Consider the following 18,985-nt stretch of genomic DNA (forward strand, 5'->3'; position numbering starts at 1 on the left):
CTCACTGCCCGGTGACGTGACCCCCGTTTCTTCATCCAACTGGAAGTAGAGACCGTCTCCTTAAAGGGACGGACGGAATGAAGCGGAAGCAGTTTTCGGAAGAGCAGATCATCGGCATCCTGAAGGAGGCCGAGGCGGGTGCGGTGGTGACGGAGCTGTGCCGCAAGCACGGGATGTCGAGCGCGACTTACTATGCGTGGAAGGCGAAGTTCGGCGGCCTGGAGGTATCCGACGCAAAGCGCCTGCGGTCGCTCGAAGAGGAGAACGCCCGGCTCAAACGGCTACTGGCGGACACGATGCTGGACAATGCGGGGTTGAAAGACCTGCTGTCAAAAAAGTGGTGACGCCCGCCGCGAAGCGGCAAGCGGTCGCGCATCTCCAGGCGACGCTGGGGATGAGCGAGCGGCGGGCATGCACGGTCGTTGGGGCAGACCGCACGAGCATGCGGTATCGCTCGTGCCGGGCGGATGATGGCGACCTGCGGTCGCGGCTGCGCGAGCTGGCGCAGCAACGCCGACGGTTCGGCTATCGGCGTCTGCACATCCTGCTGCGCCGGGACGGCATCACGATCAACCGCAAGAAGACCCAGCGGCTCTATCGTGAGGAGGGTTTGACGGTCAGGCGCCGGAAGGGACGAAGGCGCGCCACAGGCAGCCGTGCGCCCGCGTCAGTGCTGGCGCTTCCCAACCAGCGCTGGAGTCTGGACTTCGTCCACGACCAGCTCGTGACCGGCCGTCGGTTCCGCGTGCTCAACATCGTCGATGACGTCACGCGCGAATGCCTTCGGGCGGTGGTGGACACGTCGATCTCGGGCCGGCGGGTCGTGCGCGAGCTGGCCGATCTGATCGCCGAGCGTGGCAGGCCGAAGATGATCGTCAGCGACAACGGGACCGAACTGACGTCGAACGCGGTGCTCGCCTGGTCCGGCGATGCCCGCATCGAGTGGCATTACATCGCGCCGGGCAAGCCCACGCAGAACGGGTTCGTCGAGAGCTTTAACGGTCGCATGCGCGACGAGCTGCTCAACGAGACGCTGTTCTTCACCATCGGTCAGGCCCGCTCGATTCTGGCCCGCTGGGTCGACGACTACAACAACGAGCGTCCGCACTCCTCGCTCGGCTACGCCACTCCGGCAGCCTTCGCTGCCGGGCTCGAACAGCAACGGGCGGGGTTAACCCCGCCCGTTGCTTCACCTGCGCTTATGCGCGAAAACCACGGTCGGTCTCTGGTTGCCGCTGGATGAAAGACCGGGGTCACGTCACACCGGGGACATTCTGTGACTGCGGTAGCCGATGCGCTCGGCGTCGCCCGCCCGCATCTGTCTGCGATGCGCAACCAACCACCGCCACGACCGCGCGGACGGCCACCATTGCCGGATGCCGAGCTGGTCGCCGACATCCGGGTGCTTGTCGCCGATCTGCCCACCTACGGTTATCGCCGCGTCCATGCCCTGCTGCGCCGCCAGGCTGAGCAGACCGGTCGCGCTGCTCCCAATCCCAAGCGCGTCTACCGCGTCATGAAGGTGCATGGACTGCTGCTCCAAAGAGGCGGCGGACGGCATGGGGAGCGCCGTCACGACGGTCGTGTCGCCGTCGACCAGCGCAACACTCGCTGGTGCTCCGACGGGCTGGAGATCGCCTGTGACAACGGCGAAAAGGTGCGCGTCGCGTTCGCGCTCGACTGCTGCGACCGCGAGGCCATGGGGCATGTGGCAACCACGAGCGGTATCACCGCCCAGGACGTGCAGGACCTGATGGTCGCCACCGTCGAGCACCGCTACGGTCGGGTGAACCGCGTACCCCAGCCAATCGAGTGGCTAACGGATAACGGCACCTGCTATACCGCCCGCGACACCCGCACCTTTGCCCGCGACATCGGGCTGGTGCCGCGCACCACCCCGGTCAGCAGCCCGCGGTCCAACGGCATGGCCGAGGCGTTCGTCCGCACCCTCAAGCGCGATTACGTCCGCGTGAACCCCAGGCCCGACGCGCAGACCGTCATCGCGCAGCTACCAGCTTGGCTCGACCACTATAATGAGGTGCATCCACACCGCGCCCTCGGCTACAGGTCACCCCGCGAGTTCATCGCGACAACACGCGAGGCTCTGTCAGCCAATTAGGGGGCAACAACAGGCGTGAGCCGCCTTGCTGTGATCGGGTCGGGGATAGAGGGGATCCTTACAGCCGCACGTAAGGACGTCCGTACCGACCATGGCGCAGATGACGATATTGAGGGGGCCGGAGCGTCGGCGTCGCTGGAGTGACGAGCAGCGCGAGCGCATCCTGGCGGAAGCGTTTCATTCGGGTGCCAGGGTCTGCGATGTTGCCCGGCGGCATGACGTGGCTCGCAGCCTGATCTACCAGTGGCGCCGTGCCGCGGTTCGCCAGGCGGAGCCGAGGTTCGTGCCGGCGGTGGTCGTGGACGATGCGCCTCGGCCGGTATCCGAGCCGGTCGTGGCGGCCGTGCTCGATCTGCCCGATGGCGGCCGCCTGAGGATATTCGCCTCGGCGTCACCGGCGCTGGCGGCCGCGGCGCTGAAGGCGCTGCGATGATCCCGCCGGGTGCCAGGGTGTGGATCGCGATGGGCCACACCGACATGAGGAAGGGCATGCAGGGGCTGGCGCTCATGGTGCAGCAGCAACTCCACCGCGACCCGCATGGCGGCGACCTGTTCGTGTTCCGGGGCCGGATCGGCTCGCTGGTGAAGATCATCTGGCACGATGGCCTGGGCATGTCGCTCTATGCCAAACGGTTGGAGAAGGGCCGGTTCGTCTGGCCCTCGGCGAAGGACGGCGTGGTGTCGCTGACAGCCTCGCAGCTGGCCTGCCTGCTCGAGGGCATCGACTGGCGGAACCCGCAGTATAGCTGGCGCCCGGCGAGCGCCGGATAGACCATTATCGCTTGCGCGGGGACGCCAGGGGTGATTCACTCTCCCGCGTGGCAGCGGTCATTTCGCCTTTTCCCGACGATGTCGAAGCGCTGAAGGCGCTGCTCGCCGCTGCGCTTGAGCGCGCCGCCCATGCAGTCGCCCGCGAGAGCGCCATCGAGGCGGTCATCGCGCACCTTGAAATTGCAGATCGCCAGGCTCCGGCGTGAGCAGTATGGCGCGCGCGCCGAGCGCAGCCGCCGCCTGCTCGAGCAGATGGAGCTCCAGCTCGAGGATCTCGAGGCCGACGCCAGCGAGGATGACCTCACCGCCGAGGTCGCCGCCAACACCGCCAGCGTCGCACCGTTCGAGCGCAAGCGGCCGGTCAGGAAGCCCTTTCCAGAACACCTGCCGCGCGAGCGGGTTGTGATCCCGGCGCCGTGCTCATGCCCGGCCTGCGGCGGCTCGCGCCTGTCAAAGCTCGGCGAGGACGTGACCGAGACGCTCGGGTCGCAAGGCCTGACTGTTCTGCGGCTCGGACCGGGGCGGCCAGCGCGCCGCCATCCTCTACACGCTCATCCAGACGGCGCGGCTCAATGCCGTCGACCCGCAAGCCTGGCTCGCCGACGTGCTCGCCCGCATTGCCGACCACCCCGCCACGCGGCTCGACGAACTGCTGCCGTGGAACTGGACGCCTCGGATCCCGGTCGCGAAGGCCGCCTGATGGCGGCCCCCTCGATGGTGTTCACCGCTCGCTTTGCGGCGAGACACTTCGACGTAGACATCGACGTGATTGAGGAACGCGCCCAGGACATGGCGCCCGAAGAAGCGGGCCTCAGCGTCATCGACAGCCTCGACGACGAAGCCGGGTCCACCACCGCCTTCACCCGCCGCGGTCTCGATTACCTCGACGAGTTCCTCGACCAGCGCCGGTCTGACTTCATGCACGAGCGCGCCCTTCTCCGTGGGGCGCCGGGCATGGATGGCTTGCTCCAGTGCATCCAGCACGAAGCCAGCGGTAGGACTGCCGCTGACCTTCCAGCCGACGATCCGTCGGACGAATGCGTCGATGACGAACGTCACGTAGCCGAAGCCCGTCCAAGTGGAGACGCAGGTGAAATCCACTGACCATAGCGCGTTTGTTCGCTGGACCTTGCGCGACCCGTGCCGATAGATCGCTTCGTTTCTGCTGAAACAGAAAACTGATCAAGCTCTTCGAAAACTCGGAAAAAATTTATCTCCCATGGTTAGAACGTTAGATAGGAATTAAAGGGTTAAGCGGGTACCCTGAGGCAAAAAGTTCCCGCATTTCGGCGCTTTCGAGCAACCCCGGCGTTCCTGACATATCGAGCATCCGTTCCCGGAATATCGTGGCCGGCGTTCCCGATGTGTCGCGGGACCGTTCCCGTAGTATCGAGATGCGTTCCGGATATATCGAAAAGCCGGATTGCGCGATGAAATTGCGGGTCTTCTTGAATCAGTTTTTGGCGCATCGTGCGTGGCAAGGTTCAAACTGGCATCCTGCGTTCCGGGAAGATCGGCAAGGTCGTCGGACAACCGATATATCGGGAACGCACAGAGGCGAGATGCTCCATGTGGTTCCAAGACACGACCAAAATTTAGCAGCTAAATTCGGTGACGGCTGCCAGCCGGGGGCCCCACCTCTCGAGACGATGGCAGCGCCCCTCCCCTGTCGTCAGCGAAGCAGATGCCGGTTCTTGGCGTCGAAGCGACGCACATAGCCGATAAAGGCGTTCTGATAGCTGGCGGGGGTGCGGGCCGGATCGCCTTCGACCCAGGCTTTGAACTCGGCGTGGAGGGTCTGATAGTCCCAGCCGGGACATTCAGACCGGAGCAGCGCCAGTGTCGCGTCCGTGATCTCGCCGAAGGTCGCGCGGCTGGACAGGCTCTTGACGCTCCGCCGGATGACCGAGGTGACGTCGACATCCGGTTCGGACGCGGCTTGGGGCGTCGCCGCAGTCGGAGCGGGATCGTGGGGGCGCTTGGCCTGTTTCGGACGGCCAGCGTTCGGGCGGGCGGAGGGCGCGCCCCCCTCCCCTTCCGTTCGGCGACGCATCCGCAAGCTGGGCTCGCGCTTCCCCTCGTGATGTTCGAGCGACAGCGCATAGCCGGGCAGCGCGTTGCGCTCGACGATCTTGGCGATCTCGAACTTGAAGCGGCGATATTGCCCTTCCGCGCCCGACTTTTCGAACAATGTGGGCATCGAGATGGCGAAGCCTGCCTCTCCTGCTCCGCCCGCATGTTTGCGCGCGACCTTGTACAGCCAGCGTTCGCGACCGCCCGAAATGTCGAAATAGGCGCGGTCGATCGACAAGACCCCGCCCGTCATCAGCACGCCTTCATAGAACCAACTCGACAGCTCGATGGTCATCCCGCGCGAACGTTCGGTCTTTTCGTCGACGAGCTGGGTCCAGCCGTCGAGCCAGCTGAACGTTGCCTCACGCCGGTTCTCGGCGCGGATATTGGTCTTGACCGTTGTCGACACCAGCCGGTCGAGCGCCTGGCCGAGCAGCTCATAGGCGCGTCCCGTCGGCTGGCGCCCGATCGCGCGCAGCAGGTCGTAGGGCATCAGGTGCAGCTTGCGCGGTACGTCGTTGATCCCGCGCCGGGCCATGTCAGCCAGCATCGATGCGCAGTAGATCAGGATGTCGGCATCCCATATCGTCGCCATACCGTAATCGGGATTGCCCGACACATGCACCCACAGCTTGCCGTCGGGGGAACGATAGTCGATCGGTTTGACCCGCTTGGACTTGGCCAGGCTGAAGAAAGGGCGCTCCATCATCTCGCGCTGATCGCGCAGCGGCAGATCGGCGAGATAGGGCAGGAACAGCTCGAACTGCTCGGACCTGCCGTCCTTGGGCTTGGTGCTCATGCGCGGTTACCCCGCTGCATGTTTCCCCGGGGAAACATAGCAAAGGGGGGCGGTGCCGCGTCAGTGTTTCCCCGGGGAAACATCAGGGTTGAAGCCCCCGCCCCGTCTCTTCGAGATGCGCCAGCGCACCGCGCAACGCCTTCACAATTTCCTCGACATCCGCACCCGAACCGGCATGGAGGCGCACCGTCACGCCCTGGCGGTTGGCCGACTGAACCGACAGCACGACGCGGCCATAGCGATTGTGATAGCGGTAGCGCTCTGGCTCCCCATCCTCGCCCATCATCATCTTGCGCGCGGTCAGCAGGCGGCGCAGGACTTCGCTGGCCGGGATGGGGGGCAGGCCGTCCTCACGCCGCTCGACCTGTTGGCGCGTGATATACTGGGCGACGCCGATGATCGCCTTGGCCTCCCCTTTGTCCTGCATCGCCTGGGCCAGCGCATAGCCCGGCTTCAACTGAACCTCATAGGGCGAAGCGAAAGCCGCGATCACGACATCGGGGAGCGCGGCGACCTTGAGCATCTTGGACAGCCAGCCCTTGGACAGCTTCAACCGCTCGGCCATCCGCGTCTGGTGATTGCCATAATGGGTGGTCAGCGCCGACAGGTAATTGCGCGCCCGCTCCAGATCGGACACATCGGCGCGCGCGCGGTTCTCCAGATCGGCCAGGCGGAACGCCGCCTCGTCGTCCAGATTCGCGACCTGCGCCACGAAGAGCATGTCGGGATAGCTGTTCGCCCGCAGCCACGAGATCGACCAGTGACGCCGCGTGCCCGCGATCACCTCATAATCATGGTCCGGGTCGCCCTCGATCCGGCGGACCACGGCGGGGACTTTCTGCCCCCCTTCCGCGATGATCGAGTCGATCAGTTCGCGGCAATGTTCCTCGGTCAGCAGGTCATAGTTGCGGGCATTGCCGGGCCAGACCCGGACACGCGCCGGATCGAGCAGCAACTGCGTGACCTGCCGCACCTCGCCGCTGGCGACCCGCGCCAGTGCGGATTCGCGACCCAGCAACGTGGTGGTGCGGACGCGGTCCGCCTGCGCCTCGCGGACCGGGGTCGTGGAGGGGGCGTCGCCCTCTTCCTCCGCCAGAAGTGCCGCCAGATAGTCGGATTGTTTACGCGCCATGGAATGCCTCCCCGGCAGAACATTGCAAGAACATCTCTGTGTGGGGAAGAGGGGATTCTTGATCCCTTTGAACATGCGTCGTGACGCATGTTGCGGTGCCAGCCCGCTCCCCCACCCGGCCTCCCATCAGGATACCGTGTGGGGGGCCGGGTGGGGGAGCGGGCTGGCACCGCCCCGAAACGCGCCCTCTCGCGAGTTTCGCAAGCTCAAGCCACCGCATGGATCACCGCCTCCTCGCTCGCCGGTTCGATCCGGCCCCAGCCCTGGCGGACCAGTTGCTCGACCTGGCGCATCGCCTCGTCCAGATTGGCGCGGCAGCGTTTGTGCGTCTTGGGCGTGCCGATCGGCTTTTCGAGTTCGTAGACGGTCCATCATCCGCATCGCGGCATGGCTGATCTCGGCGGATTCCAGGATCGGCACGGGCAGCAGCGCGGGGCCGAAGCTTTGTTCCATGATCGCGCGCACCATGGCGTGGCTGGGGTCGTTGCCGTCGAACTTGGAGCAGATCAGCCGGACGAACTGGTAATCCACCTCGATTCCCGCGCTGGTCAGTTGGTTCAACACCTGGTCCATCATCGACAGGAACTGGACGGTCGAGCAGAAATCCGGCGTCGTCGCGGCGAGCGGCACGAGCAGCGCATTGGCCGCCTGCATCACCGCCAGGCTGATCGTGCCGAGGGCAGGGGGAGGATCGAGCAGCACCACGTCATAATCGCGCGCCAGTTCGGCCAGCCCGCGCTTCAGCTTGCGGAACCGCGCGGCCAGCACCGACCCGCCATCGCTGCCCGCCGCGGCCAGTTCATATTCCACGTCGAACAATTCGAGGTTGGAAGGGATCAGATCGACATTGGGCCAGGGCGTCGGCTTGACCGCATAGGCCAGGTCGGTCTGGGTCGGGTCGATCGACAGATAGGGGTAGAGCGTCTCTTCTCGGGTGACGTTGAAATGCGGGTTGAAGCCGAACAGCGTCGTCGTCGTCGCCTGGCTGTCGCAATCGACGACCAGCACGCGGTAGCCCTGCACCGCGAAATAATGCGCCAGATGGGTGGTGACGGTCGACTTGCCGACGCCGCCCTTGAAATTCTGGACCGCGATGATCGCGGGCACGTCATGCGCCGCGCGGGCAGGGGAGGCGCCCAGAACGTCGCGCATCGTCAGCATCTGCTCGACGCTATAGCCCAGCCGACGGCCATTGTCGGTGATCGGGGCAGGGGGGAGGCGGCCATCCTCCTCCGCCATGCGGATGCGGTTGGTCGAACAGCCGAGCAACTGCGCCGCCTCCGCGATGCCGAAGCGGAGATGCAGGCCCTTGCGGCTCTCGGGCAGGAACGCCTTGCGCCGCAACCGCTCGATCATCCGCTCGCCGGCGCTCGCCAGATCGCCAATCTGGGACAGCATTGCATGATCTTCCGCCACTCGCGCACCCCTTGAAGCTTTTGGGGCAGCCTAATGGCAAATTTCATTCAATCGGGCAAGGTGCGGGGGCGGGGCGATGTTTCCCCGGGGAAACTTATCCTCCCCGGCACGGGGAGGGGGACCGCCGCGAAGCGGTGGTGGAGGGGGATCGCCACAAAGGTCGTCCCCCGCCGCACGCCCCCTCCACCATGCTGGCGCATGGTCCCCCTCCCCTTGCAGGGGAGGATAGACGCGTTTCCCCGGGGAAACCTGTCCCTACGAGCACGGAAGGAGCGGGATCACCCGTGCCGGACCACCATCCAAACCGCCATCGCGATCATCATCACATTCTCGGTCAGCGACAGGAACCCCAGCGGCACATTGCTCGCCCCGCCGACACAGGCGCATTTCAATTCGCGCCGGTCGATATAGACCGCCTTGACCACCGACACCGCGCCCACGCCCCCGATGAACAGCGCGACCGGCACCGAGATCCAGGTCAACACGCCCGCGATCATCAGCACCCCCGCCAGCCCCTCGGCAAAGGGATAGGCATAGGAATAGGGGACCCAGCGCTTCGCCAGCAGGTCGTAGTTCAGGAACATGGTCGCGAAGCTCTCGACATTCTGGAGCTTCAGCAGCGCGAGCACCGCCATGCTGAACGCGACGAACCATTCGCCCGCGCGTAGCGTGAACGGCGTGGCATAGACCGCCTGGGATGCGGCCAGCGCCATCAGCGCGGTCATCGCGAACAGGGCGGCGACCGGGCGATAGCTGGTCGCCCTGGGATCGGCCACCCGCTTGCCGAAGAAACGGCGCAGATCGTCATAGCCGCCGACCCGCTCGCCCCCGATAAAGACCTGCGGCGTCGTCTTCACGCCATGCTCGGCCTTGAAGGCGTCGGTTTCCTCACGGGTGCGCAAGAGGTGATCCTCGACCTCGTAACCTTGTCGGCGCAGCAGGTCCTTCGCCTTCAGGCCATAGGGGCAGGTGTGGGTGGGCATCACCATGCGGTACAGGGTCGCAATCTTGCGTAGGGGCGGGGGCGTCGCCATCATCTTCTCCGGCTGGGGTCCGATCCCCATATGGCATGCGTACCATGGTACGGAGTCAAGACGATGGCCGACTGGACGATTGCCGGACTGGCGCGCGAGGGCGGCGTCGGGGTGGAGACGATCCGCTATTATCAGCGGCGCGGCCTGATCGACACGCCCGCGCGGCCCGAGGGACCGGGATCGGGTGGCCGCATCCGCCGCTATGGCGAGGCGGACGTGCGGCGGTTGCGCTTCATCCGGTCCGCACAGAATGCGGGCTTCACGCTGGAGCAGATCGGCGAATTGTTGGCGCTGGACGCGACCGACGACCGGGCGCGGGCCAGGTCGCTGGCCCAGGAACGCATCGCCGCGCTGGACGCCCGGATCGCGGAGTTGCAGGCGGCGCGCGATGCCCTCCAGACGCTGGCGAGGGAGTGCGGCAGCGGGTCGGCGGGGCCGTGCCCGATCCTGATGTCGTTCGATCGTTAGCGAAAATTCAGATCAATCGCCATTCCTCCCCTGCAAGGGGAGGGGGACCAGCGAAGCTGGTGGAGGGGTGTCCCCGGTCGCGAGTGCACCCTGTCCTCGCCAACGGCGACACCCCTCCGTCAGGCCTACAGCCTGCCACCTCCCCTGCAAGGGGAGGAATGGCGATCACCTCCGGCGACGCGCACTCCGTCCCGTTCCGGTCATGGCGGGGCCGACGGAACCAAGCCGCACGCCCGCCGCTATCCCGGTCATGACCGATAACGACGACAAGCCCACCCACAACGCCACCCACCGCCCGGTTCCCAGCGGCCGCATCGCGCGCGCCGGCGCGTTCGGACGGCTGGCGGGCGGGGTCGCGGGCGGGATGCTGGCGGAGGGCGCGCGCAGGCTGGCCAGCGGCGAGCGGCCGCGCCTGGGCGACCTGATCCTCACCCCCGGCAATGCCGCGCGCGTCGCCGACCGGCTGTCGCACCTGCGCGGGGCGGCGATGAAGCTGGGGCAGATGATCTCGATGGATGCGGGCGACCTGTTGCCGCCCGAACTCCAGACCATCCTCGCCCGGCTGCGCGACCAGGCCTATCGGATGCCGCCCGCGCAGCTCGACAAGGTCTTGCGCACGGAGTGGGGAGCCGACTGGCGACGTCGCTTCCGCCATTTCGAGGCCGCACCGATGGCCGCCGCCTCGATCGGGCAGGTCCACCGCGCGACCCTGCCCGACGGGCGGGTGCTGGCGATCAAGGTGCAATATCCCAGCGTGCGCGACAGCATCGGCTCGGACGTCGACAATGTCGCGACGCTGCTGCGCGTCTCCAACCTGCTGCCGCCCGCGCTGGACCTCAAGCCGCTGCTGGCAGAGGCCAAGCGCCAATTGGCCGAAGAAGCCGATTATCTCCGCGAGGCGGACCGGATGCGCGCCTATGGCGAGCGGCTGGCCGGTGATCCGCGCTATGTCGTGCCCCGCCCGGAGCCGGTGCTGACCACGCCGCTGGTGCTGGCGATGGACTATATCCCCGGCCAGCCGATCGAGACGCTGGCGGAGGCGGACCAGCCCGCCCGCGACGCCGCGATGACCGCGCTGATCGAACTGGTGCTGCGTGAGCTGTTCGACTTCGGCATGATGCAGACCGATCCGAACTTCGCCAATTACCGGTGGCAGGCGGATACCGGGCGGCTGGTCCTGCTCGACTTCGGTGCGACCCGCGACGTGCCGGCGGAGACGGTCGCCTCCTATCGCCGGTTGATCGAGGCGGGGCTGGCGCATGACCGCGACCGGATCCGCGAAATTGCGGTGGAGACGGGCTTTCTGGGCGAAGCGGCGGTCGCCGCGCACCGCCCGGCGGTGGACCGGATCATCGCCGCGATCGACGACACCATGGCGCGGGCAGGGCCCTTCGACTTCGGCGACCGCGCCTTCGTGCCGGTGGTGCGCGAAGAGGCCCGCAGCCTGATCGCCGACCGCGACACCTGGCAGGTGCCCCATGTCGAAACCCTGTTCGTCCAGCGCAAGATCAGCGGCAGCGCCCTGCTGTGCGCCCGGTTGAAGGCGCGGGTCGATGTGCGCGGGCTGGCGGCGCGGGCGATCGGGAACGGGTGAGGAACCGGGTGCATCATGGCCCGGGGGTGCGCAGGCTCGCCGCATTTCCGGACGATGTCCGTAGTCACGACGTGAAGGCGGCACTCCGCTGATTCTCTGGCATTGAGTATCGCGATCGGAATAATCCGGCGCGGCAGTGGAAACGACAACCGCCGACCATGATGAACGAGATTTCATCATAATATCATCGCCATTCCTCCAAAATGTCATCACGCCGCAATGATCCGGCACCAAGGGATCGCGGCATAATCCTTTGGGGGGAATAACCATCATGACTTCGTTCAACCCGCGTTGCGCGGGGCGGTTCTTTGCGTCCAGCGTCCTGGCTCTTCTGATCGCCACGCCTGCCATGGCCGCCGATCCCGAACCGGCGAAAACGACCGCGCCCGATGAGCAGAAGACGACCGATGACGGCACGCTGGCCGAGGTCATCGTCACCGCGCAGAAGCGGCCCGAAAGCCTTCAGAAGACGCCGATCGCCATCTCGGTCCTGTCCGCCGACGACCTGAAGAACCGCCATGTCCAGTCGCTGGTCGATCTTCAGGACGGCGCGATCCCGTCGCTTCGCGTCGCGCCCTTCTATTCGCGCAACTCGGCGCTGATCATGAACATTCGCGGCATCGGCGTGCTGGCCGACAGCAACCAGCCCGCGCGCGACCAGGGCGTCGGCGTCTATATCGACGGCGTCTATCTCGGCCGCGCCCAGGGGCTGGGCACCGCGCTCTACGATATCGAGAGCATCGAGGTGCTGAAGGGTCCGCAGGGCACGCTGTTCGGCCGCAATACCGAGGGCGGCGCGGTCAGCATCGTGACGAAGAAGCCCACCGGCGAGTTCGGCCTGTCGGCGACGGCGGGCATCGGCAATTTCGGCGCGCACAAGATCGAGGCGCATCTCAACCTGCCCGAATGGCAGAATTTCAGCGTCAAGCTGGACGGCATCGTCACCAAGCGGAACGGGCTGGTCGACAATCCGCTGCCCGGCCAGTCGGACTTCAATGGCTTCGACCGGCATGGCGGGCATGTGGAAGTGCTGTGGAAGCCGCAGGACGGCGTCAGCGCGGATTATGCCTTCGACACCTCCTACGACGCCTCGACCCCGCTCTATCTCCAGACGATCACGGCGGGCACACTGACCCGCGCGCCCGCGCTGCCGCTCCAGCCCGACCGGGTGCGCACCGCCAGCGTCGGGGTGCCGCAGCAGGACAGCATCGGCAAGACCCATGGCCACCGCCTGACGCTCGGCCTCGACCTGGCGCCGGGACTTCAGCTCAAGTCGATCACCGCATACCGCGAGCTGGACCAGAGCCAATATGACAATGGCGGCCAGAACAGCACCACCTACAAGCCCAACGGCGCGTTCAGCCGCTACAGCCTGGCGGGCTTTACCCAGAACCAGTTCAGCCAGGAAATCCAGTTGATCGGCGACACCCCGCGCCTGAAATATGTCGCGGGTGCGATGGCGTATCGCGAGCATAGCGAGGACAATGCCCAGGCGTTCAACACCATGGTGTGGAATGCGGACGGCACCGCCGCGACCGTCGCCACCTATAATATCGCGACCGTCCCCTTCGACCGCGCCAGCCGGATCACGACGCGCAGCATCGGCGCCTTCGGCCAGGCGACCTGGACCCCGGCGATCCTGGACGACCGCCTGCACCTGACCGGGGGCGCGCGCTATACCCGCGACATGAAGCATGGCGAGTTGTTCATCGTGAACGGCGCCACCCCCAATGTCGACGGGGTGACGGGGCCGCGTCGCCTGAATGCCGCCTGGTCGCGGGTCGATCCGCTGCTGACGCTGGCCTATGACGTGACCGGCGACGTGCATGTCTATGGCAAATGGTCGGAGGGGTATAAGTCGGGCGGCGCCAATTCGCGCTCGCTGCGCTATGCGCCGTTCAACCCGGAAATCCTGTCGATGTTCGAGATCGGGGCGAAGACCGAGTTTCTCGACCACCGCGCCCGCCTGAACCTGTCCGCCTATACCGGCGCGTACAAGTCGATCCAGATCGACTTCCAGGCCAATTACCTCCAGGTCGATGCGCAGGGCAATCTGCTCCAGACCAACCGGACGACCATCGAGACCGCCAATGCGCCCGGCACCGGCCGCGCCAAGGGGTTCGAGGCGGAGCTGACCTTCGCGCCGATGACCGGGCTGACGCTGGGGGCCAGCTATTCCTATAACGACCTGACCATCCCGGCGACGGTCAATCCCTTCCCGCAAGGGGCGAGCGGCGTGGTGGTGACGACGCCGATCAAAATCTACCCGGTCTATACCCCGGCGCACGCCGCCAGCGGCGCGATCGACTATGATCGGCCGATGGGTGATGTCACCTTGGTCGCGCATCTCGACGGCAATTACGACAGCGGCTTCTACGCCAATTACAACGACCCCGCGCCGGGGGTGAGCCAGCCCAAGGGCGATCCGGGCTTCGTCGTCAACGGTCGGCTCGGCATCACCGATATCGCGCTGAACGGCACCGGCGCGACGCTCAGCGTCGCCGCCTGGGCGCGCAACCTGCTGAACGAACAGCATATGTTCTACAAGGGGCTGAACACGCTGACCGGCGTGTCGGGCTTCTTCAACGAACCGCGCACCTATGGCCTCGAAGCCACGGTGAAGTTCTGATGCGCGGCCTTCTCACCCTGGCGCTGCTGGTCGCGGTTCCGTTGGGGGCGGGGGCTTCGGCCTCCGCGCCCGTCGCGGCCCCGGCGCACCAGCGGGTGCTGCCGCTTCAGGGCGGGCGGAATTTCCGCGACCTGGGCGGCTATCGCACCCTGGACGGGCGGACGGTCAAATGGGGGCTGCTCTATCGCTCGGGCCAGATGCACGACCTGACCCCGGCGGATTATGCCTATCTCCAGAAACTGGGCATCCGCACCGTCTGCGATTTCCGCGACACCCGCGAACGCACGGGCGAGCCGACCAACTGGCCCGCCGGGCAAAAGCCCAAAGTGTTGAGCGACGATTATGCGCTCGACATGAGCGGCATGATGCTGCCCGGCGATCCATCGACCTGGACGCATGAACAGGTGGTGGCGGCGATGACGGCGACCTATCCCAAGCTGCTCGACCAGTTCCGGGGGCAGTACCGCCGCATGTTCGCCGAACTGCTGGCCGGGAACGCGCCGCTCGCCTTCCACTGCACGGCGGGCAAGGACCGGACCGGCGTGGCGGCCGCGCTGCTCCTGTCGGCGCTGGGCGTGCCGAGGGCGACTGTCATCGAGGATTACCTCCTCTCCAACCAGCATATGGCCCCGCCGCCCGCGCATCCGACCGGCTTCTGGGCCAAGCTGTCGCCCGAGGCCGCGCGAACCTTCGCCGGGGTCGACCGCCGCTATATCGAGGCGGTGTTCGCCGTGACCGACCGGCATCCGGGCGGCACCATGGGCTATCTGAAGGACGAACTGGGCGTGGACCCGGCCAGGATCGCGAAGCTGCGGGGGCTGTACTTAACCAGGAAGTGATTCCTCCCCGGCACGGGGAGGTGGCATCGCGTAGCGATGACGGAGGGGGGCTTCCTCATAGGACGTCCCGTGCGGCGATCCCCCTCCACCATGCTTCGCATGGTCCCCCTCCCCGTTTCGGGGAGGATTCAGCCGTATGTCGTCCTTGGAAATCGATCCTGACGACGGCGTCATGTAAACGTCATCTGGTTAACATCGCGCCGTAACATTGCGCCGCCACGGGGGCGGGAAGGACCGATGCCGGGGAGGGTGTCGGCACGACCAGCGCCCAGGGGGAGCATCATGCACGCCATTCGTTCCGGCATCCGCGGTTTCGCGGGGGCCTCGCTCATCGCATTGGGGCTTGCCGCCAGCCCGGCATTCGCCCTTGCCAGCGATGCCGCACCGGCGGGCGTGCCCGCCTCCGGGCCGATCCTGTCTGGGCGCATCTATGACGCGACCGGCGTTGCCTTGCCCGGCGCGCGGGTCGTGGTCGAGGGGACGGGGGTTCAGGCGACCACCAACCTCCAGGGCGAATTCAGCATCGTCACGCCCGAGGAAGCGGGCGACGTCACCCTGCTGATCGACTATCTGGGGCGCGCAGGCATCACCCATGTCGTCGCGGCGGCCGATCGCGGGCGTCCCGTCTCGCTGACCCTGCCCGCCGCCAGCGGCGAGCCCGGCGATATCGTCGTCACCGGCGCCTCGCTGCTCGACAATACCGCGCGCGCGCTCAACCAGCAGCGGACGGCGGACAACACCGTCACCATCATCTCGGCCGACGCCATCGGCCGCTTCCCCGATCCCAATATCGCCGAAGCGCTGCAACGCGCGCCCGGCGTCGGCATCGAGCGCGACCAGGGCGAGGGCCGCTATATCAACGTGCGCGGCGCGCCGAGCGAGTGGTCGGCCGTGTCGGTCGACGGCATCCAGATCCCCTCGGTCGACCCGACCACGCGGGCCGTCGACTTGGACACCTTGCCCTCCGACATCGTCGCCAATCTGGAGGTGACCAAGTCGCTGCTCCCCTATCAGGATGCGGACTCGATCGCGGGCGCGGTCAACATCACCACCCGCTCGCCCTTCGACCGCAAGGGCTTCGCGCTGACCGGCATGGGCGGCATGAGCTACAACCAGTTCGGCAAGGGCCATGACTATCGCGGATCGGCCGCGGTCAGCGATACCTTCGGCCCGGATCGCCAGTTCGGCCTGCTGCTCTCGGGCAGCTATTCGATGACCCATCGCCGCCCCGACAATGTCGAAAACACCTGGACCCAGACCCCGGCGGGGCTGCGCGTCACCGAAACCTTGTTCAAGGATTACGACACCAAGCGCCAGCGTATCGCGGGCACCGGCGCGTTCGAATGGCGTCCGTCCGACCTGACCCATGCCTGGGTGCGCGGCACCTATGCCCGGTTCGAGGATGACGAGTTTCGCGATCGCATTGGTATCCTCTGGAGCGAGGGCACGCTCCAGGCCGGATCGACCGACCGCGCCGCGACGTACCGCAACACCCGCATCGAGAAGCAGGTCCGCCACCGCAAGCAGGTCAACGAAATCTGGTCGGCCACGGCGGGCATCGAACAGCGGCTGGGCGAGGGGACGATCCGCGCGGATGTCGCCTATAGCGAAAGCTCGCAGACCTATCCGCGTCGCGACGAACTGCTGTTCCGCTCCAGCCTGCGCCCGACGCTGTCCTATGATTTCGCCGATGCCGACCTGCCCGGCTATTCGCTATTCACCTCGAAGGAGCATCTCCAGACCGGAACCTTCGCCTTTCGCGAGAACGCCTATCGGTCGAACACGACGAAGAATGACGAACTGACGCTGGCGGTCCGCTCCGACCTGCCGGTGGGCGAGACGGTGACCTTCTCGACCGGCGGCAAATATCGCGCGCGGCATATCAACGCCGATGAAGAGCGGTTCCGCGACCGCCGCGCCAGCGCCGCCCCGAGCCAGAGCCTGACGGGGCTGCTGTCGGATCAGGACTCGCGCAATTTCGGCTATGACCTGGGCCAGCGGTTCGACACCGGGCTGGCGGACGCCTATTTCGACGCGACCAAGGCCGCCTCGGAACGCCGCCTGCCGCAGTCGCTGACCGCCGATTATGTCGCGGAGGAGAAGATCCTCGGCCTGTTCGGCATGGCGAAATATGTGAAGGACGGCACCACCCTGATCGCGGGGCTTCGCGTCGAGACGACCGATTTCGAGAGCAGCGCGCCCAGCGTCTCGCGCACCGGCGCGGTCACCAATGCGCGTGGGCATAACAGCTATGCCGATGTCTTCCCGAACCTGACGCTGCGCCAGGCCTTCACGCCCAACCTGATCCTGCGCGCCGCGCTGAGCCGCGCGATCAACCGTCCCAACTTCCCGCAGATCGCCCCGCGCGTGCTGGAGACGAGCGAGGGCAATACGGTGCGGGTCGAGTTCGGCAATCCCGACCTGAAGCCGACCCTGTCCAACAACGCCGATGCGGGTCTGGAATATTACATCCGGCCGCTGGGCGTGATCTCGGTCAACGGCTTCTACAAGGACCTGTCCGACTATCGCTACACGCTGACCAGCACGGGCATCTACAACGGCGTGGGGGGCGCGATCCTCAGCCGCCCGGTCAATGCGCGGGCTGGCGAGCTGTACGGCGTCGAGGTCAACTGGCAGCAGCATCTCAGCTTCCTGCCCGGCGTGCTGAGCGGGTTCGGGGTGTTCGCCAATTACACCTATACCAAGGGCCATGCGACGTTCGACACCGCCTATGCCGGGCGCAGCCGCTTCGCGCTGCCGGGCCAGTCGACGCATATGTGGAACGCCAGCCTCTTCTACGAGCGCGGGCCGTTGAATGTCCGCGTCGCCTATACCAAGCGGTCGGACTATCTGGACGAGATCAACGCCGACAACCCCGCGCTGGACCTGTATTGGGAAGGTCGCGGCCAACTCGACGTGACGGGCAGCGTGCAGCTTGCCAAGGGCATCAACCTGTTCGCCGAGGGCAAGAACCTGACCAACACGCCGGGCGTGCGCTATTTCGGCGAACGGTATCGGACGTACGAATATGAGAAGTTCGGCTATACCGTCTTCGCCGGTGTGCGGGTGAAGCTGTGAGGGCCGCGTTCCTGACGCTGCTGCTCGCCGGGTGCGCCAGCGTGCCCGCCGCGACGCCGATCACCGCGCCCAATGTCGCCGCCAGCGCCGAGACCGATCCGGTCGACAGCACATCGGATGCGGCGGACGATCCCGCCATCTGGCGCAACGCCGCCAACCCGGCCGCCAGCCTGGTCATCGGCACCGACAAGCAGGCGGGCATCCATGTCTATGACCTGAAGGGCAAGCGCCTGTCCTTCACGCCGGCCGCGCGGCTCAACAATGTCGATCTGCGCGAGATGGCGGGGGGCCGGGTGATCGTGGCGGCCAGCGACCGGGCGGACAAGGCGAACGCGCATGTCGCGCTGTTCACGCTCGACACCACCGCGCGCCGACTGGTGCCGATGGGCCGCTATCCGGTGGGGGCGGGCGAGGCGTACGGCATGTGCCTGTGGACCCGCGCGAAGGACAAGGCGCTGTTCGGCTTCGTCGTGCTCAAGGACGGGCGGATCGATCAGGTCCGCATCGACCTGTCCACCGCCACCCCGCGCGTCGAACGGTTGCGCAGCATGAAGCTCGCCAGCCAGGCCGAGGGCTGCGTGGTCGATGACCGCACCGGCCTTCTCTATGTTGCCGAGGAAGATGTCGGGCTGTGGCGCTTTGCCGCCGACCCCGCCGCGCCGACCACCGGCACGCCGATCGCCAGGGTAGACGGCCGCACGCTGGTCGCCGATGCCGAAGGGCTGGCGCTGGCGCCCAAGGGGGCGAAGGGCGGCTATCTGGTCGTCTCCAGCCAGGGGGACAATGGCTATAGCCTCTACCGCCTGCCGGGCGTGACCTATGCCGGGCGCTTCCGGATCGGCGGGGGTGCGATCGACGGGACGAGCGACACCGACGGGATCGAACTGGCGCTGGGCGATTTCGGGCCGGATTATCCCAAGGGCCTGTTCGTCGCCCAGGACGGCGACAACGCGCCGGATACGCAGAATTTCAAATATGTCGGCTGGGGGAAGGTCGTCGAGGCGCTAGGGCTGTAGGGTCCTCGACGCTCCCC

12 protein-coding genes and 5 pseudogenes are annotated in these 18,985 nt (G+C 66.4%); 12 read left to right on the forward strand and 5 right to left on the reverse strand.

Annotated elements, in window-relative coordinates; translation table 11 throughout:
* Positions 1–77: 77 nt before the first annotated feature.
* From QE379_RS00215 to QE379_RS19530, 6 genes and pseudogenes are all read left to right on the forward strand, one after another.
* Positions 78–1,243 (forward strand): IS3 family transposase gene (locus QE379_RS00215; protein WP_373461696.1). Its coding sequence is split into 2 segments (ribosomal slippage): positions 78–339 and positions 339–1,243, totalling 1,167 coding nucleotides; the frame shifts between segments, so codons are not numbered across the junction.
* A gap of 9 nt (positions 1,244–1,252) precedes the next feature.
* Positions 1,253–2,119 (forward strand): annotated as a pseudogene (locus QE379_RS00220) (IS3 family transposase); the annotation flags it as partial.
* Positions 2,120–2,219: 100 nt separating this feature from the next.
* On the forward strand, positions 2,220–2,552 hold the full coding sequence (locus QE379_RS00225; RefSeq protein WP_306996721.1) for a transposase: 333 nt from the start codon (positions 2,220–2,222) through the stop codon (positions 2,550–2,552).
* Positions 2,549–2,890 carry an IS66 family insertion sequence element accessory protein TnpB gene (tnpB, locus tag QE379_RS00230; protein WP_306996723.1) on the forward strand — a complete coding sequence of 114 codons (342 nt, stop codon included), beginning with the start codon at positions 2,549–2,551 and terminating at the stop codon, positions 2,888–2,890. The genes QE379_RS00225 and tnpB overlap by 4 nt, the downstream gene beginning before the upstream one ends.
* A 47-nt stretch (positions 2,891–2,937) precedes the next feature.
* Positions 2,938–3,373: pseudogene (locus tag QE379_RS00235) on the forward strand (IS66 family transposase); the annotation flags it as partial.
* Positions 3,374–3,389: 16 nt separating this feature from the next.
* Positions 3,390–3,590, forward strand: a pseudogene (locus QE379_RS19530) (transposase domain-containing protein); the annotation flags it as partial.
* A 218-nt stretch (positions 3,591–3,808) separates the two neighbouring features.
* Here the strand turns inward: QE379_RS19530 and QE379_RS00240 are convergent.
* From QE379_RS00240 to QE379_RS00260, 5 genes and pseudogenes are all read right to left on the reverse strand, one after another.
* Positions 3,809–4,021, reverse strand: a pseudogene (locus QE379_RS00240) (DDE-type integrase/transposase/recombinase); the annotation flags it as partial.
* Positions 4,022–4,562: 541 nt separating this feature from the next.
* Entirely contained in the window at positions 4,563–5,762 is a 1,200-nt protein-coding gene (locus QE379_RS00245; RefSeq protein WP_306996725.1) for a replication initiator protein A, read from the reverse strand.
* 82 nt (positions 5,763–5,844) lie between these two features.
* Positions 5,845–6,894 (reverse strand): ParB/RepB/Spo0J family partition protein, encoded by a 1,050-nt coding sequence (locus QE379_RS00250; RefSeq protein ID WP_306996727.1) that lies wholly within the window; start codon positions 6,892–6,894, stop codon positions 5,845–5,847.
* Positions 6,895–7,100: 206 nt separating this feature from the next.
* Positions 7,101–8,292, reverse strand: a pseudogene (locus QE379_RS00255) (AAA family ATPase).
* A 296-nt stretch (positions 8,293–8,588) separates the two neighbouring features.
* A complete protein-coding gene (locus tag QE379_RS00260) occupies positions 8,589–9,374 on the reverse strand; it encodes a MauE/DoxX family redox-associated membrane protein (RefSeq protein ID WP_373461697.1) in 786 nt (261 codons plus the stop codon).
* A gap of 33 nt (positions 9,375–9,407) precedes the next feature.
* Here QE379_RS00260 and QE379_RS00265 point away from each other — a divergent pair, with 33 nt between their 5' ends.
* From QE379_RS00265 to QE379_RS00290, 6 genes are all read left to right on the forward strand, one after another.
* Positions 9,408–9,812 carry a MerR family DNA-binding protein gene (locus QE379_RS00265; protein WP_306996729.1) on the forward strand — a complete coding sequence of 135 codons (405 nt, stop codon included), beginning with the start codon at positions 9,408–9,410 and terminating at the stop codon, positions 9,810–9,812.
* Positions 9,813–10,062: 250 nt separating this feature from the next.
* The gene (locus tag QE379_RS00270; RefSeq protein ID WP_306996731.1) at positions 10,063–11,406 is read left to right on the forward strand and encodes an AarF/ABC1/UbiB kinase family protein; all 1,344 of its coding nucleotides are present in this window, start codon (positions 10,063–10,065) and stop codon (positions 11,404–11,406) included.
* A 271-nt stretch (positions 11,407–11,677) separates the two neighbouring features.
* Complete coding sequence (locus QE379_RS00275) at positions 11,678–14,035, forward strand: TonB-dependent receptor (protein ID WP_306996733.1); 2,358 nt, start codon at positions 11,678–11,680, stop codon at positions 14,033–14,035.
* The gene (locus QE379_RS00280) at positions 14,035–14,874 is read left to right on the forward strand and encodes a tyrosine-protein phosphatase (protein WP_306996736.1); all 840 of its coding nucleotides are present in this window, start codon (positions 14,035–14,037) and stop codon (positions 14,872–14,874) included. The genes QE379_RS00275 and QE379_RS00280 overlap by 1 nt, the downstream gene beginning before the upstream one ends.
* 282 nt (positions 14,875–15,156) lie before the next feature.
* A complete protein-coding gene (locus tag QE379_RS00285) occupies positions 15,157–17,952 on the forward strand; it encodes a TonB-dependent receptor (protein WP_306996738.1) in 2,796 nt (931 codons plus the stop codon).
* Positions 17,949–18,968 carry a phytase gene (locus tag QE379_RS00290; RefSeq protein WP_306996740.1) on the forward strand — a complete coding sequence of 340 codons (1,020 nt, stop codon included), beginning with the start codon at positions 17,949–17,951 and terminating at the stop codon, positions 18,966–18,968. The genes QE379_RS00285 and QE379_RS00290 overlap by 4 nt, the downstream gene beginning before the upstream one ends.
* Positions 18,969–18,985: the final 17 nt, after the last annotated feature.

The sequence above is a fragment of the Sphingomonas sp. SORGH_AS_0879 genome, assembly GCF_030819175.1.
Taxonomy (GTDB): Bacteria; Pseudomonadota; Alphaproteobacteria; order Sphingomonadales; family Sphingomonadaceae; genus Sphingomonas.

Excerpts from the sequence above, each read along its gene's own strand:
- QE379_RS00285 (WP_306996738.1), top strand. The coding sequence starts at position 15,157 with ATGCACGCCATTCGTTCCGGCATCCGCGGTTTCGCGGGGGCCTCGCTC.
- QE379_RS00260 (WP_373461697.1), bottom strand. The coding sequence starts at position 9,374 with ATGGGGATCGGACCCCAGCCGGAGAAGATGATGGCGACGCCCCCGCCC.
- QE379_RS00275 (WP_306996733.1), top strand. The coding sequence starts at position 11,678 with ATGACTTCGTTCAACCCGCGTTGCGCGGGGCGGTTCTTTGCGTCCAGC.
- QE379_RS00265 (WP_306996729.1), top strand. The coding sequence starts at position 9,408 with ATGGCCGACTGGACGATTGCCGGACTGGCGCGCGAGGGCGGCGTCGGG.
- QE379_RS00245 (WP_306996725.1), bottom strand. The coding sequence starts at position 5,762 with ATGAGCACCAAGCCCAAGGACGGCAGGTCCGAGCAGTTCGAGCTGTTC.
- QE379_RS00225 (WP_306996721.1), top strand. The coding sequence starts at position 2,220 with ATGACGATATTGAGGGGGCCGGAGCGTCGGCGTCGCTGGAGTGACGAG.
- tnpB (WP_306996723.1), top strand. The coding sequence starts at position 2,549 with ATGATCCCGCCGGGTGCCAGGGTGTGGATCGCGATGGGCCACACCGAC.
- QE379_RS00280 (WP_306996736.1), top strand. The coding sequence starts at position 14,035 with ATGCGCGGCCTTCTCACCCTGGCGCTGCTGGTCGCGGTTCCGTTGGGG.
- QE379_RS00270 (WP_306996731.1), top strand. The coding sequence starts at position 10,063 with ATGACCGATAACGACGACAAGCCCACCCACAACGCCACCCACCGCCCG.
- QE379_RS00250 (WP_306996727.1), bottom strand. The coding sequence starts at position 6,894 with ATGGCGCGTAAACAATCCGACTATCTGGCGGCACTTCTGGCGGAGGAA.